Source organism: Paenibacillus sp. GCM10028914 (genome assembly GCF_042666275.1).
Classification (GTDB): domain Bacteria; phylum Bacillota; class Bacilli; order Paenibacillales; family Paenibacillaceae; genus Paenibacillus_AQ.
In genome coordinates, this window is sequence record NZ_JBHTFO010000009.1 from 131,187 (window position 1) to 145,960 (window position 14,774).

Annotated in this window: 12 protein-coding genes; 5 read left to right on the top strand and 7 right to left on the bottom strand. The window is 41.6% G+C overall.

The annotated features are described in order from the left end of the window. Positions 1-278 precede the first annotated feature (278 nt). Both ACFQV5_RS09270 and ACFQV5_RS09275 read right to left on the bottom strand, forming a co-directional pair. A complete protein-coding gene (locus ACFQV5_RS09270; RefSeq protein ID WP_379245929.1) occupies positions 279-1,247 on the bottom strand; it encodes an acetylxylan esterase in 969 nt (322 codons plus the stop codon). Positions 1,248-1,431: 184 nt separating this feature from the next. Continuing rightward, positions 1,432-2,418, bottom strand: a complete 987-nt coding sequence (locus tag ACFQV5_RS09275) for an ABC transporter substrate-binding protein (protein WP_379245932.1) — start codon at positions 2,416-2,418, stop codon at positions 1,432-1,434. A gap of 156 nt (positions 2,419-2,574) precedes the next feature. Here ACFQV5_RS09275 and ACFQV5_RS09280 point away from each other — a divergent pair, with 156 nt between their 5' ends. From ACFQV5_RS09280 to ACFQV5_RS09290, 3 genes are read left to right on the top strand one after another with little or no spacing between them, the layout of a single operon-like run. Next, positions 2,575-3,573, top strand: a complete 999-nt coding sequence (locus tag ACFQV5_RS09280; protein WP_379245934.1) for a FecCD family ABC transporter permease — start codon at positions 2,575-2,577, stop codon at positions 3,571-3,573. A gap of 2 nt (positions 3,574-3,575) precedes the next feature. Next, on the top strand, positions 3,576-4,631 hold the full coding sequence (locus ACFQV5_RS09285) for a FecCD family ABC transporter permease (RefSeq protein ID WP_379245936.1): 1,056 nt from the start codon (positions 3,576-3,578) through the stop codon (positions 4,629-4,631). A gap of 15 nt (positions 4,632-4,646) precedes the next feature. After that, positions 4,647-5,441, top strand: coding sequence for an ABC transporter ATP-binding protein (locus ACFQV5_RS09290; RefSeq protein ID WP_379245939.1), 795 nt, complete (start codon positions 4,647-4,649; stop codon positions 5,439-5,441). A gap of 103 nt (positions 5,442-5,544) precedes the next feature. Here the strand turns inward: ACFQV5_RS09290 and ACFQV5_RS09295 are convergent, their stop codons facing one another. Both ACFQV5_RS09295 and ACFQV5_RS09300 read right to left on the bottom strand, forming a co-directional pair. Further along, a complete protein-coding gene (locus ACFQV5_RS09295; RefSeq protein ID WP_379245941.1) occupies positions 5,545-5,907 on the bottom strand; it encodes a hypothetical protein in 363 nt (120 codons plus the stop codon). Next, complete coding sequence (locus ACFQV5_RS09300) at positions 5,900-8,008, bottom strand: pectate lyase family protein (RefSeq protein WP_379245943.1); 2,109 nt, start codon at positions 8,006-8,008, stop codon at positions 5,900-5,902. The genes ACFQV5_RS09295 and ACFQV5_RS09300 overlap by 8 nt, the downstream gene beginning before the upstream one ends. Positions 8,009-8,449: 441 nt before the next feature. Here ACFQV5_RS09300 and ACFQV5_RS09305 point away from each other — a divergent pair, with 441 nt between their 5' ends. Next, positions 8,450-11,065: a hypothetical protein gene (locus ACFQV5_RS09305; protein ID WP_379245945.1), complete on the top strand. Its 2,616-nt coding sequence runs from the start codon at positions 8,450-8,452 to the stop codon at positions 11,063-11,065. A gap of 120 nt (positions 11,066-11,185) precedes the next feature. Here the strand turns inward: ACFQV5_RS09305 and ACFQV5_RS09310 are convergent, their stop codons facing one another. Further along, positions 11,186-11,977: a sensor domain-containing protein gene (locus ACFQV5_RS09310; RefSeq protein WP_379245947.1), complete on the bottom strand. Its 792-nt coding sequence runs from the start codon at positions 11,975-11,977 to the stop codon at positions 11,186-11,188. Positions 11,978-12,262: 285 nt separating this feature from the next. Continuing rightward, positions 12,263-12,826 (bottom strand): YjgB family protein, encoded by a 564-nt coding sequence (locus ACFQV5_RS09315; protein WP_379245949.1) that lies wholly within the window; start codon positions 12,824-12,826, stop codon positions 12,263-12,265. Positions 12,827-12,956: 130 nt separating this feature from the next. Between ACFQV5_RS09315 and ACFQV5_RS09320 the strand changes: the two genes are divergently transcribed. Continuing rightward, positions 12,957-13,085, top strand: a complete 129-nt coding sequence (locus ACFQV5_RS09320; RefSeq protein ID WP_379245951.1) for a hypothetical protein — start codon at positions 12,957-12,959, stop codon at positions 13,083-13,085. A gap of 91 nt (positions 13,086-13,176) precedes the next feature. Here the strand turns inward: ACFQV5_RS09320 and ACFQV5_RS09325 are convergent, their stop codons facing one another. Next, the gene (locus ACFQV5_RS09325) at positions 13,177-14,751 is read right to left on the bottom strand and encodes a hypothetical protein (RefSeq protein WP_379245953.1); all 1,575 of its coding nucleotides are present in this window, start codon (positions 14,749-14,751) and stop codon (positions 13,177-13,179) included. Positions 14,752-14,774 lie beyond the last annotated feature (23 nt).

Sequence of the window (14,774 nt, forward strand, 5' to 3'; positions counted from 1 at the left end):
GCTTTCAATTTTAGTGAGAATGACGACGTCATAGATATGGTAGCACGATGGACCGCGGAGGCGTCATATACAAAATCATGCGTCCTATAGAACAAAATCACTTCATTTTCGGGTGTCGCCCGCTCCCTTACCCACTAAGAAAAACGTCTATCGACGTACTTTCACAGAAGATAGACCGTATTTAGTGGAAGTTTTTCTTGCGAGATAAGGATGGATTGCCTCAGAAGTTATACTTTCCTATCTCTTAAGAAAAACGACGCCAGTTTCGGCGCCGCCTTCTACTCTTCGAACCAGTCGGGGAAATGCTTTCGCAAATAGTCCAGCTTGATCTCCGTTTGACCGGATCCCCCGCCTTCATGCCCGTTAAAAGGATAAATGATGATATCTTTACTGCTAGTGATCCGGTTATAGGTGGCGAAGTACATCTGCGGCGGACAAGTCTCATCCTTTAATCCAACACTCGCTAACACCCGGCAAGTAATGCGATCTGCAAGGTTCATCGTATCAAAATAACTCAGGTTATCCATCACAAGGTCCGTTTGCTCTGGGTGCTTGTTCAGATATTGAGCTACGGCTGCGAAAGCCCCGTGATTTCCTTCAATTCGGCAGACGATATTGCTGTTGCTTGGCACGTCCACCATTGAGAGCACCGGCCGGTCGTCCAAAGCTGATATCGCCGTACCAATCGCTCCGCCCTGGCTGCCGCCTTCAATGACGATCTTCGATGCGTCGATATCCTCCTGGGCGCAAGCGAAGTCAATCGCCTTCAAGGCATCCATATAAGCATACCGGTAATAATATTCCCATTTGTTATGTACGCCCTTGCTAGCTACATTCACGGTATACCCGTGGGAGTAGGAAGCGTTGTTGCCCGTCCGTCCTCCCTGGTCGCGGCAGTCCACGGACAATACGGCCATCCCCATCATCACCCAGTGCATCAGTTCGGAGGGTCTTCCCCTGCTGCCGTTAAAGCCGTGATAATGGATCAGGCAGGGATGTTGTTCCCTTTTCACAAATGCCGGAACGATCAGCCAGCCATGAATTCGGGTCTCATCCATTCCACAATAAGAGATTTCGTATACCTTCGCATGGCGGGCCGGGTAATCGATCCGTTCCCTGTGCGGGTCAAGCGGGACTTCCTTAGCCTGCCTAATGGTGGTGTCCCAGAACTCATTAAAGTCATCCTGCTTCGTAAGAGGGGGAAGATAGCTGTACAGCTCCTTCGATACCTCGTCAATGTAGCCCATCTTGTCATCCTCCTTCATAACTAGCAGTATAGCGGATGAAATCCCCATTTACATTGATCATTTTGGTGATATGTTTATGTTTGACAAAGTCGTAAATATGTTAAAACTACTCATGCCTCTTCTTTATATTTGATTATGCAAATAAAAAAGGTGCCCCTCGGCACCTTAATTTTTCTCAAAAATTTTATTTCACAAAAAATCCTTCAACTTGATCCAACATAATATTGGCAGCTAGTATGCCACCTGCAGTATTCCAAATGACATCATCTACTTTGTGTGCGTTGCCTTTTTGGACAGCCGTGAGGTTCTTCCAAAGTGGATCTTCTGTCCACTCTTGTTCAGTTGATAATGCTGAATCATCACCCGTTGGCATGTATGTGAAGTAGAAAATAACGTCTCCATCCATTTGAGGAATGGCTTCCTTTCCTAAATCAATGGCCAACTTCCCTAATTTCGAATCATCTTTGAATAAGTCTGCTTGGGCTGGTACACGTTTAAATCCTAAGGCCTCAAAAATAACACCTGAGAATGAATCTGTGTAATAGATACGAGATTTATCTGCCATGAAACGTACGAAAGAAATTTCTTTGTTCGTTTGATCACCAAGTTTTTCTTTCAGCGCTTGTAATTTATCATCGTAAGCCTTAAGCACTTCTTCACCTTTTGTATCTTGATTTACTGCTTTTGAATATAATGTAAAGTTCTCTTTCCAGTCACCACGTAATGTTTCTGAGAACACGGTTGGAGCAATTTTGCTTAGTTTTGCGTAATCTTTTTCTTGTCTTAGTTTATTACCAATAATTAAATCTGGCTTTAAAGAGGCAATCTTTTCAATATTAACTTCATGCTCAATACCTACAACTTCTACACCATCCATTTGATCCTTAATATGATCATACCATGGATCGCCTGCCCAAGATTGTACTGCACCGATTGGCTTGATACCTAAAGCTAAAAGTGCTTCTGTCCCTTCATTCGTCAGTACTACAATACGTTCTGGAGTACCTTTCACCTCAGTTGTCCCCATCGCATGTTCTACAGTGTAAGCATTATTCCCCTTAGAGCTAGAGCTTTCGTCATTTACATTTTCTTTAGAATTACCACATGCTGCAAGAACAAAAATAGCAACTATAGCTAGTAAAACTAACGACTTCCGGAATGATTTTTGCACTTTTTTTCCTCCATTGTATATGATAGAATACTTTGAGAATGATTATCATTTTTACTTAGTTTAGAACGAGATCAATCATATTGTAAGAATTTACTACTGTCAATATGGTTTTTTCTAAGATGCAATCATCTATTAACAGAAAGAGTATGAATACATATGATTCTTAAAAACAATTCTTCTAAATCCATAGCGTTAATCATAGGAATGCTACTTTTATGTCTATGTATGGGAATAAGTATTGTATATGGATATGCCGATACCTCTATTCACACAACGATTGAATCCTTTACAAGTTTTAATAATTCTAACGAACATATTATTATTCAAAATGTTCGTATTCCTAGAGCCCTTATTGCTACTTGTGTTGGTGCTTCCTTAGCTATTACAGGCGTACTCATGCAGACATTAACCAAGAATCCATTAGCATCTCCAGGAATATTAGGGATCAATAGTGGAGCTGGCTTTGCAGTCGTATTTGCGATGATCTTCTTTCATATATCTGGTCTGCAATCCTTAGCATGGATTGCTTTTTTAGGTGCTGCTATAGCTGCTTTAGCTGTTTACGGAATTAGCTCATCTGGACGAGATGCTATAACTCCCGTCAAGATTACTTTAGCAGGAGCTGCGATTAGTGCCCTCTTCGCTTCTTTTACACAAGGTTTACTTGCAACAAATGAAGCAGAATTGGAACAAGTACTTTTTTGGTTAGCTGGAGCTGTACAAGGGAGAAAAATTGAAATTCTCTATTCCGTGCTACCCTATCTAGTATTTGGTTGGATTGCAGCTTTAATGATCTCTTCGAAAATGAATATTCTTGCTCTCGGTGATGATATAGCAAGAGGTCTAGGACTACCCTTAGGGTTAATGAAATGCACAGTTGGCGTTATAGTCATTTTATTAGCTGGGGGGTCAGTTGCTGTTGCAGGTCCTATAGGATTTGTCGGAATCGTTGTACCTCATTTTGCGCGTAAGTTTGTTGGTACAGACCATCGTTGGCTGATCCCAATGGCTGCTCTATTAGGGGGTATTCTTTTATTATTAGCTGATGTAGGAGCCCGGTATATAATTATGCCTCAAGAGGTGCCGCTCGGTGTAATGACAGCTATCATTGGCACTCCATTCTTTATTTACCTTGCTCGAAAAGGCGGAAAATAATAATGAAACGTTTAAAAACAATACGTTTATTTCAAAATAAAATATCCTTTTTACTAGATATAAATGCCTCTAAAAAACTAATATTTATTAGTATATTGACCCTTTTTGTTTTTTTCTTTAGTGCCTCATTAGGTGATTCATTTATTAATCCACTAAAAGTGATACAGGTGATGTTCGGCAAGGGGTCTGATTTTGATCAATTGATTATTATTGATTTCCGAATGCCAAGAATCTTTATTGCTGCTTTTGCTGGAATGGCCTTAGCCGTAGCAGGTGCAATATTACAAGGAATCATTAAAAACCCATTAGCATCCCCCGATATTATAGGTATTTCAGCAGGTGGAGGAGCTGCAGTCGTTGGTTTTTTAGCTATATTTTCGGATTCCAATCATTCTCTAACGGTTAGTATTGAATGGCTTCCCCTTGCAGGCTTTATTGGTGCAACGATAATTGGTCTTATTGTGTACGTGTTTGCCTGGAAAGATGGTGTAAACCCAACTAGGCTTGTGTTAATTGGTATTGGAGTTTCTGCATTTATGCAAGCCATTACAACCATGTTGATGGTCATCGGCCCAATCTATCAAGCCAGTGAAGCGAATAAATGGATTACAGGAAGCGTCAAAAGTGCAGACTGGGATCAAGTTCAAATTATAGTTCCGTTGATTATACTCCTTCTACTCCTAACCTTTTTTATTACTCGACAGTTAGATGTTCAAGAATTGGGCGATGATACTGCCGCAAGCTTAGGCCAAAGTGTACAAAAAACACGACTCTACTTCATTCTTTTAAGTTCAAGCCTAGTAGCTAGTGCTATTGCATTTGCAGGCGCGATCGGTTTTGTAGGATTAATGGCACCACACATTGCCAGACGAATTGTCGGTCCTTCATTTAACGTTTTGATACCAACATCAGCTGCTATTGGTGCTTTACTTGTTATGGTTGCAGATGTCATTGGACGATCTGCATTTAGTCCTTTAGAAGTACCAGCAGGAGTGTTTACGGCTGCCATTGGTGCTCCTTATTTTATCTATTTATTATTGAGAAACCCTAAAAAATAAAGGAGTCCCAGTGTTATGACTATAACCTTAGAAACGAAATCACTTACCCTTAACTACGGTGATACCAACATCATTGAAGATCTAAATTTATCCATTCCAATGAATGAAATTACGGTATTGATTGGAGCAAATGGTTGTGGAAAATCCACTCTCTTACGATCTATTGCTCGATTATTAAAACCAGTACATGGGAATGTTTTATTAGATGGAAAAGATGTTTTTAAACTATCTACGAAACAAGTAGCTAAAAAACTGTCCATCCTTCCTCAATCACCCGTGGCACCCGAAGGATTAACGGTTCTACAACTGGTTAAACAGGGACGATATCCTCATCAAAGTTGGCGGAAGCAATGGACTGAAGAAGATGAAGAAATCGTTTTGAGCGCCTTAAAAGCAACCAGTGTTTTTCATTTACAGGATAAAGCTGTAGACGAACTCTCAGGTGGACAACGCCAACGAGCTTGGATTGCCATGACTCTTGCCCAAGATACAGATATTATTCTTTTGGATGAACCTACGACTTACTTAGATTTAACACATCAAATTGAAATTTTAGATTTACTCTTCGAATTAAATAAACAGAATAAAACGATAATTATGGTTCTACATGATATTAATTTGGCGTGCAGATATGCTAATCACATTGTTACGGTTCGTGATCGAGGGGTGTATCAAGAAGGAAAACCTGAAGAAATCATGACAACTTCTTTAGTGAAACATGTTTTCGATTTAGATTGTCAGATGACAAGAGATCCTATTTACGGTACGCCTTTATGCATACCCTTCGGTAAAGGAAGAGTTATCTCTTAGTGAAGGAAATGTTGAATAGGAAAATATTTGATTTAGATAGCAAAAAACCGCTCATTGAGCGGGTTTTCTGTAGGTTGGCGAGGAACATCGAATCCCTCCCTTACTAAAGTGAAAAATCGGTAACACCCTTCTTAGCTGCATATTTCAGAGTATATGTTTCTTCTTTTCCATAAGGCATAGTAGCGATTTTAACACGAGTATACTCGAGCCTGCTTTCTCTTAAGACTCTTTTCACCAAGGCAATACTTCGTTCTTCTTCCTTAACAACACAAAATATATTAAGAGCATACTTTTTAGGGTCGGAAATGCATTTCCCCATATCAAAACCATCCAAATAGCCTAAGTTAGCATCTGCTAGAGATGTCTCCAAGTATTCCATTACTTTATCTTTTAACCAGTGGTCTCGTTGACTGCCTTTGGCACTTTTCAGCGGGTACTGCACTACTAACCAAAATTGTTCACTCATTCAGATTCACCATATAATAAAGATTCACAGGGTTATCCTTTGTAATGGTATGTGTGCCAGGAGCAAGTGATATGCTGACAATACCATTCGTTATTGGATAACTGGATCCATCAATTTTAATTTTCTTTCCATCTCCGTCTTCGGAGTTAAATACTAAAGTTAATGTTGAAGCTTCCCTCGTGGTAAACCCAATAAGGGTTGAGTTCTCGATTTTAAGACATTGCGTTAGCAACAAACCATTATACTCCATCGTTCCCTTACTTGACGAAAGATTTCCCTTTATATCAAAGAAGTCGCTATCGATTCCGGATACGGTAAAGTTATGGACCTGTTCTTCAATTACTGGACCTGGATCTGGTGTTGGATCAGGGTTCGGTGTTGGGTCTGGATCCGGTTCTGGTGTAGGTTCCATAAAGATCGAGTTACCCCCGACAGAAATAAGCTGAGTCGTATAGCTTCTGATTTTAGCCATTAGAGCTGAATTGAGAGTATGCGACGCGTCGTCAACAGAATTATCAAATTCCCAGGTGAAGTCTCCATTATTCAGACGTCCGGCTTTTGTAGTCACGATTTGTTCAACATCGCTTACGTTATCAATATCAGCACTACTTACACCTGTATCCACTTTTGTATCGAAGTTATTATACGCCGTTCCACCTTTTAATGCTTTGAATGTACTTGGTACAGTTTCATTTCTCGACGAAGCTAGATACGCATCAAATGAGTTTTTATTTGCTGGAACTGTCCCGTCATTGGAGTTGGCATAAATCATACTGGCAGCATCAACAATAAGATTGTTGAAGGCCTTGATCATGCCTCCGTTTTCTCCTGAGAATGTACCTGCCCCTAAAGTATCCGTACCTTGCAAAGAACTCAGCATCGGATATTTCGTATTTCTGAAATAATTAGCCTCTACAAAGGCCGATGCCCCTGTTGTAACGCCAACGCCATATTTGGAAATGCCATCAAAGAAGTTATTATAAATATGAACCGATGCCACTCTTATACGTGGATGACGGGAATCTGAATGATCAAACCAGTTATGATGGAAGGTAGCGAAGAATTCTGCCGATTCACTAAGACCGACCAGAGCTGCTTTACCTGAATCCCAGTAATGGTTATAAGAGATCGTAATATTCGTTGATCCCTTCTTAAGATCTGTAGATCCATCGCCCTTGGCTTGGTCAGCATCTCCACCAGCAGAACCGTAGAATAGATCGTTATTATGCACCCAGACATTGGCGTTTCCTGTATCCATGGATATACCGTCGTCAGGGAACAACATGAGACCTAGATTTCTCACTTCCACATTTCCTACATATCTAAGCAGGATCCCCCATCCGTAAGCATAAGCATCGTCTCCGATCCCCTCAATCGTCATATTCATTTCTGAATAATTACTCTTGCCTTTGATTTGAAGGTATCCACTGCTATTAAGTTGCCCTTGCATGTCATCAGCTGTAACTTTTCCAATAAATCTGATGGCCAGTGGTGTTGTATCATAGCCTTTTTGTCTTAAGTTCATGATCTCGCCTAGACCAACACCTGTCTCTACGCGACCTGAGCTATTCGTAATCACATCAAGGGTCACAGTTTGCACAGTCTCAGATGTTATGTACAGAACCTGAGCTCCATTCTTAAGTGTTCCGTCATCATTGTAAGCACCTGATCCTGTTCCAAATACCGAGTTTGATGCGAAAGCAAACCCAGATCTATCATGTGATGTCACAGATAGCACATCTGAAACAGCACTTACTGTCGAACCATCTTTTAGCTTGGCTTCAACCCTCATTACATAATCTCCAGCTGCCAGACCTACAGCATCAGCTCTCCAATACGAAGGATATTCTCGGATCAGCTCGCTATCAATCTGTTCATAGGAAGATATTGACGCACTTACAGGCTTAACATATACGTTATATCCCTGCACATTGCTCTCAGGCAACCACTCTACATACGCAGTTTCGCTCCAGCCTCCACCTCCGATGATGGATAGACCGGCAGCATAAACCGTTTTGTTAGGAAATCCGCCTGGTATCAGAGAGATTGCTAGTGAAAGCATTAGGATAACACTCGTTATTTTAGATATACGTTTCTTCATTATGATCCTCCCAAGTCTGATTTGTTTGTCACCCTTTAGCAAAGAGCCGTCAATCCCTAAATCAACTCCTCCGTGTAATCAGCGCAACGCTCCATGTTATGTATTCAATTCATATGCATATGCTTGAGTTGCTCCCCCTATCCCCTCAGGCAGCCTAAATTGTAGGGTTCACCTCTAAATATCTCATCGACGTTCGTTGTCAGTTTATTGAGTTTTTTGCAAAGAATCATTTGAAAATGAATCTATAGAACCATAGCCCTTTGACCGAAAATAACGACAACAAAAGCTTCTATGGGGCCGTAACATCGCAAGCAGCATCCAGATTCACCACTATAATGATAGGAAAATATACCCACTTAGAAGATTTGTGCTAATATTTAAGAAGCCATTACATAACGCTCATTATTCAAATCCCTTTACCAACGACGGAGGTTCTTACTCATGAAATTTTTAGTTCGATCGCGTTTCGTTCCACTCTTATTCGCTTTTATTCTGATAGCCGATATGTTCTATCTTCCCAAGCCTTCCACTGCAGCTGCATATGAATTTAAAGGACAAGACTTGATTGCAGAGTGGGCTAAAAAAGAATATCAGGGAAGACAGGCAGGGACTGCAGGTTATTCCAAAGCCGTAACCGACCTACAGACGCGAATGATTTCGGCTGGAATGCTTCCTGCATTCGGTGAATCTGAGTACCGACAAAGCTTTAAAACAGGGACGGCCATGTTCCAGAAGGAGTCCGTCACCATTAATAATAAGCCACTGAAACTAATGAAGGATTATATGCCGTTCGCAAGATCAGCAAGTGGAGCGTTTTCGTTTAAAAATCTGTATTACACAGGAGCAGGGACAAAAAACGATTATCCTACCAAGGTAGATGGAATGGTTGTTTTCCACTGGTACGATAAGCAGGGACGTTTCCCTGAGGGGGCTTTAGATCGGATTCAACGTGCAGTCGACAAGGGTGCAAAAGGCGTTATGATTATTACCAGCGGAGAGCTAAAAGTCGGAAATTACGAACATCCGCTTAATGACCAGAAACTCAATGTGCCGGTTCTTTACATCTCCGAAGAGGTCGCTGCCGATTTAGGTGTAACTAGCGATTACACTCCGGCTGCTCTGAAAACCAGTAATGTCCTCATTTCACTGAAGATTGATCGGTCAGTTCAAACAGCTGAAAATCTTGTAGGGGTAATACCCGGGAAAAACGAACAAAAATCCATACTGTGGGTAACCAATATCGATGGATTCGGAAGTCTGCCTGACGGTAGATGGTACGAGAGTGCAAAATCGGGCGCGGCAGCAGCGGCGATGATGATCGATATGGCTCGGTATTATAAAGAAAATACACCCGAATATACGATGATATTTGCTTTCGTCGGCAGTAAGTGGAAGCAGCAGGAAGGGATTCAGGCACTCGCCAGCAAGTTAAACTTCGATCATATTACATATACTGTAGATTTATACGCTATGGGCGGCGATGGGAATTTGAATAGCATGTATATCGGTTACACGGACCCTTCTTTTACCGATGAAGCTAAAGCTGTGTCAGGAACAGCTCAGTTAAACACCGATTTAGGTAATTCCCTGTCCTCCGTTCTGAAGAACAAAACCAATAGACTGTTTATGGTGAGGGATCGAAATACATGGCTGGATGATTCATTAAGCGACAAAGCCGCATCCATATCCCCTGCTCAATACGAAGCAGGAATGAACTCATTACTGTCTCTCTCGGACCGAATGATGGCCATTTCTTCAAAAGAAGCAGACTACAACTATTCAAAATCGGTAGTTAGCAAAGTAAATCTTCAAACTCCTAAAGTAACACTTAACCAGATCGAGTCCAAATATTTCACCATCTACTCCGATGACAGCAATATCAGCCTTATTACACCGACCGTCTTAAAAGAGATGGATTCTATTTATAAAAGAGTGGCTATGTACAACTATTATCCGGCTCCCGCGGAAAAAGTGATTGCTCTGTTTATGGACAATGGGGAGCTTGCTGCCCAGATTTCCGGAAGAAAAGACTTGGAGAAAAACTCTGCAGCGGCCGGAGGTGGATTCGCAAACGTTTATAACGACCGTATGTATATTTACATGAGAGGTTTGTCCTACGAAACCATCGCGCATGAATTGAATCATGCCCTGGCGACCTCCAATCCATATGCAGGGGATAATTTTGAACTGCAAGAATGGCAAGGCCAGAGTCACTTCGTAAGATATATGATGGTAAATGGTCAATTTGTCCACCCTGAGACAATGAATTCAATGATCCAGAACAGATTTCTCTCTAATCAAGAAGTGCCAAAACTCAAAGAAATGGCAGCCAATTATACGAAGTCTCTGGATTGGTCTTGGTATACAAAACAAAACCAAAATCCAAACGGACACCTGTATACCTATTATCTAATGGGCTCCATGTATGCTTTCCTGAAAGACCAATACGGAGAAGAAGCTTCACGACGAGCTATGTACCGCAATTATGTAGACGTGTCTAATATTCAGAACAATTTGATCAAAGATACGGGTCTGTCTCTCGATTCATTTCTTAAAGCTTGGAGCAGCTGGCTTGTGGCAGGTGGAAATGCCTCTCATAGCAACAACACTGTGTTAAAGAAGGGCAATAATAGTTTTGATTATATGATGCTCTATGTTCTTCCCGACAAAAAAATCAGCGGAGATACGAATGAATCAGTGACTACTCCAGGCACCAAAAAAACGAATGGAACCGTTAATTATCAGCTGGATGTAAGCAGCAACGATTTGAACATCCGTTCCCTTAATATCTATAAAACCAAAGATGGCGCCTCTGTGGAAATCAATTATGAGAGCAAAGAGGCTAGGTTTGTAAGCTTGTTCGATCCTCCGAATGGAAACCAACTCAATAAGTTTCTGAAAAATGGCATCGTTCCGGGCAAAGGCAAGGTTACCCTTAAACTTAACAGCAAGGAAGTTAAAACCATGCTCAAGCTGCCAATGGTTACACTGAGGTTTGGTGAAGGGGAGGATTTCGCTTATATTGTGAATGAGGAATTTATCAGGATCCTGAAATGAAAAGTACGAAGATGATCGAATGCTTCTAGAAATCCTCTAGAATTCGAATGGAGTTGTCAGGTACACAAAAAGCGATGAGAAGAAAGAATTCTCATCGCTTTTTGGCTATGTTTTTGAGTTCTAAAGCTCTCTATAAGCTGGCTGCATCATCCCTTGAGTAGGCTGGTCCTCTAGATATTCATAATATTCCGGCTGAACCGTCGCATGTATTTGTGTTTCCACTAGCTCTGATGGCTGCGGATATGGCTCATCCACATACATGATTCTGCGCTGAATTTGCATGAGTCCATTCACAACGCGAAGCGCGACCCAAAAAAGTACAAGGCCAATTCCTAGGTACAGCAGATATTGCTGGTTATATGTCCAATCTATATGAAAATAACTAAACAAACTATTCTCCAAAATATCTAGCTGCATTTCATTCATCAAAATGATATGCACGACGGGAAGAGCCATAAATCCTAGGCCTAGTGAAATCATCGTTACCATAATAATAAAGAACACAATGCCTGTTACAAATCTTAGGAATACGAGTAGCAGGTTTCGAATGAATAGCCCCCCGTCAAAACCTCCCAACATTCGCTTTAACCAGTTCTGCCCGGCTTCAGACTGTCGATTGGGGGTATGAGAAACAGGAGGAGTAGGTAAACCTAAAATTTGTCTAATGATGTTTTGTTCAAAATTCACAATTCCACCCAGCAGTTTAGCTACTCCAAAAAACAGCGGTATTCCGATAAGTATTGGAGTTAAACCGATTGACAATGCAAGTCCCGTTATCGCTACTGTAAAATAGATAATCCCTAACGGGAGAGATAGCAGTAAATAGAGAATTGTTGCATAGGTTTTTGAATTAAACAGCACCCATTTCACCTTACCTGCCTGTGCCGTTGCTGTCGCTTCTCTTGCCTTCATATTCAAGCACTCCCTTGCTTCATAAATCACGCTCTGAGTTATAAACCCATTATATCCGCCTTAATCGCCTGACAAAACCGTCTTAAGATGTGTCTGAAGCTAGACTTTAGGCTAGGACCGATCCTGTTGACATTATTACAAAGAAATTAAGCAGATCTTGACGGAAGATGCTTGGCAGAAGCCATAAGAAGCGAGACTAACGCTGCTGTCTATAGATCACGCAGCACGGCAAAGGCAGCCGATCGTTCTGATCGACTGCCTTTCACAATTTATATTTAAATCGTGTTATTTTTTCAACAGGTTGATATGATCCAGATCCGTACTGCTGTTAAAGATGAACTCGATCTTGTAATCACCGCGGTTATAGGTTAGCTTGGTTTGCGTTTTTTTGCCGTTTTTGAACTTGCTCACAGAGCTGGGGGCGTACCAGTTCTGTTTAACCATGCTTATCGTAATGCCTCCAATATTGGTATGCCGTTCCACATTGGTGCCGAAATAGCGCATTTCTTGGATTTTGTTTGACTTATAAGAGAAGGAATAACCTGGATTACCCATATTCGCGCCGTAAACGTCAAAAGAGCTTGCATTTTTACCTGGCTGCGTAGGCTCACCAATCTTTTGGATGACATTCTGCTTGGTGCTTTTACCGATCGTGAGCCCGCTCACCACTCCTGGGAATTGACCTTTCAGGGCTGGCTTGTAAAAGCTGTTCAGCGTTTTCACAGCAGATGGAACCGCATGCTCGCTTACCCTTGCGGGTGAGGCGTCCGCCTGATGGCTCGGCAGTATCCCTTGTTCCGCTCCGATGGAGCCCAGTCCGACAACGGCGGCCATGCTGGTCGCTAGCAAGACTGTTTTTGCAGGTTTTATATTCATGGTAGATCCTCTCCTTGTAGCATGTATTTACCACATATTGTTTATTATAAACATTCCATGCGTTTGATTTACATTATATTGCAAACCGGGGTCGATTGAAGCAATGACTCATTGTCTATCTGGAGCCTTGAATGAATCAGCGCTCTGGATTGCACAAATGCTAGATTATAAGCAATCATTGGCGGGCACCAAAATCATCATCTCCAATATGTTGAATGGTTTTAGGAGTTAAGTTGAATGAGCTGTAGTGCAGTAGAAAACAAAAACCCACAACCTAATAAGGTTGTGGGTTTTTTATGGAGAAGCGAAGGGGTGTCAGCGAATCAATTGTTTTTTATCCGTAATCTATAAATAATGATAACCGTAGCCAAGATAAGAATAATGCCCGTGGATATCAAAACAATCCAAGCTATACTAAAGCCGCCGCGTTCCTCCCAATAATAGCTTGTCTCATTCCCATGGCTATCACGAAGCATCAGCTTAAGTGACTTCTTCACATCAGTTATTTGAAAATAGCCTGACTCATCTGGTGTATATTCCTTTCCTTGATAAAAGACAATAACATCCGTATCCGTGAAGCCGCTGGCTATTCCATCTTTGAGCTTCATATGACTCGCTTGAGGCTGAATCATCGTTAAGGCTGGCGAAGTTCGGTCTATTAAATACCTCTTCTCTTCCGTCATCATAGAGCCGCCCTTATCTTCCATCACCAATGTAACAATATGGTCTCCTTCTGTGAGAGGCACAGTAATCACATCGGCATTTGTAGACGAAACTTCGATGAGTTGATCAAAAAGCACACCATCCGCACTATCCAGCACTTGAACCTGCGCTGCAGCCTGTAATTCTAAGGTTAATTGTAGCTGCTTTGCATTTGTTTTCTCACTTTCAATAGACCATGTAATAACATCCTTGCTCCAATCGCGCTGCTTAAGCTCAAATGCAGGCAGCTGAACGATCGAGCTTATTCCTCCAGTATCGAAAACTAGTTGTAGAGCTCCCTCCTTATACTCCCCCTCAGGAAGTGCTACTGTCCAACTGTATAGCTTCAAGTCTGATCCTTCCGTCTGCTCAAGCGGATAAACATCTAGAGATGAGCCGGATACCTCAATGGCTTCTCCCGCTGCTGGTACAAACCGAGCAAGAGCCTCTGTAAAAACAAGAGCTTCGGGTAATTCAAACTGAATTTCAACCTCTTCACCCTTCGGTACAACCTTCTTCACCTGGAAGGAGGCTGCATCATCAGCATCATCTTGATTAACAACAATCGTAACCTTAGGATCAATGATCTGTCCCTCTTCGGTCTTATTATCTGCGATCACCCGAAGCTCATACTCGCCATTTGCCAATTGACCAGCGAAGGAAAGAGAAGCTTCGTTCGCTCCCAATGGAGCTTCTCCTAGCTTAATCCATTCCCAACCATTCGTATTCTTCACATAAAATTGGATGGAATCCTCAGGCGTATAATCACCTGCTGCCTTCCAAGATAAAGATAAACCTTCGGTAGGTGTAAGCTTAGTATTCATTGGTGATATCCAACTCACACTTGGCCTTACCTTCTCCTCCTTAACTGAAATATCATATCCTTGAGCTTCGCCTTTTAGATGAAGTTTATATTCTCCTGGTTTTGCAACGTTGACAATCCATATCCGCTCACTTGTATCCATGGTTAAATATAATACTTCATTAGCATTATAAGAATCATGTGCATAGATTGTGCCATTAGGCATTTCCAGATTCGCTTCAAAGCCGTAGCCGGAATTTCCTTTTATAACAATTTGAATATTATATTGTTCACTAGAGAGCTTTATAGACTCTGTAGTAGTTACCGGTGCCGCAAATACTGCTACAGGATAAAATAAATAGAGTCCCACAGCTATGACCAACAAACGAATCACACGCCTCAACTCGCTCATTCCTC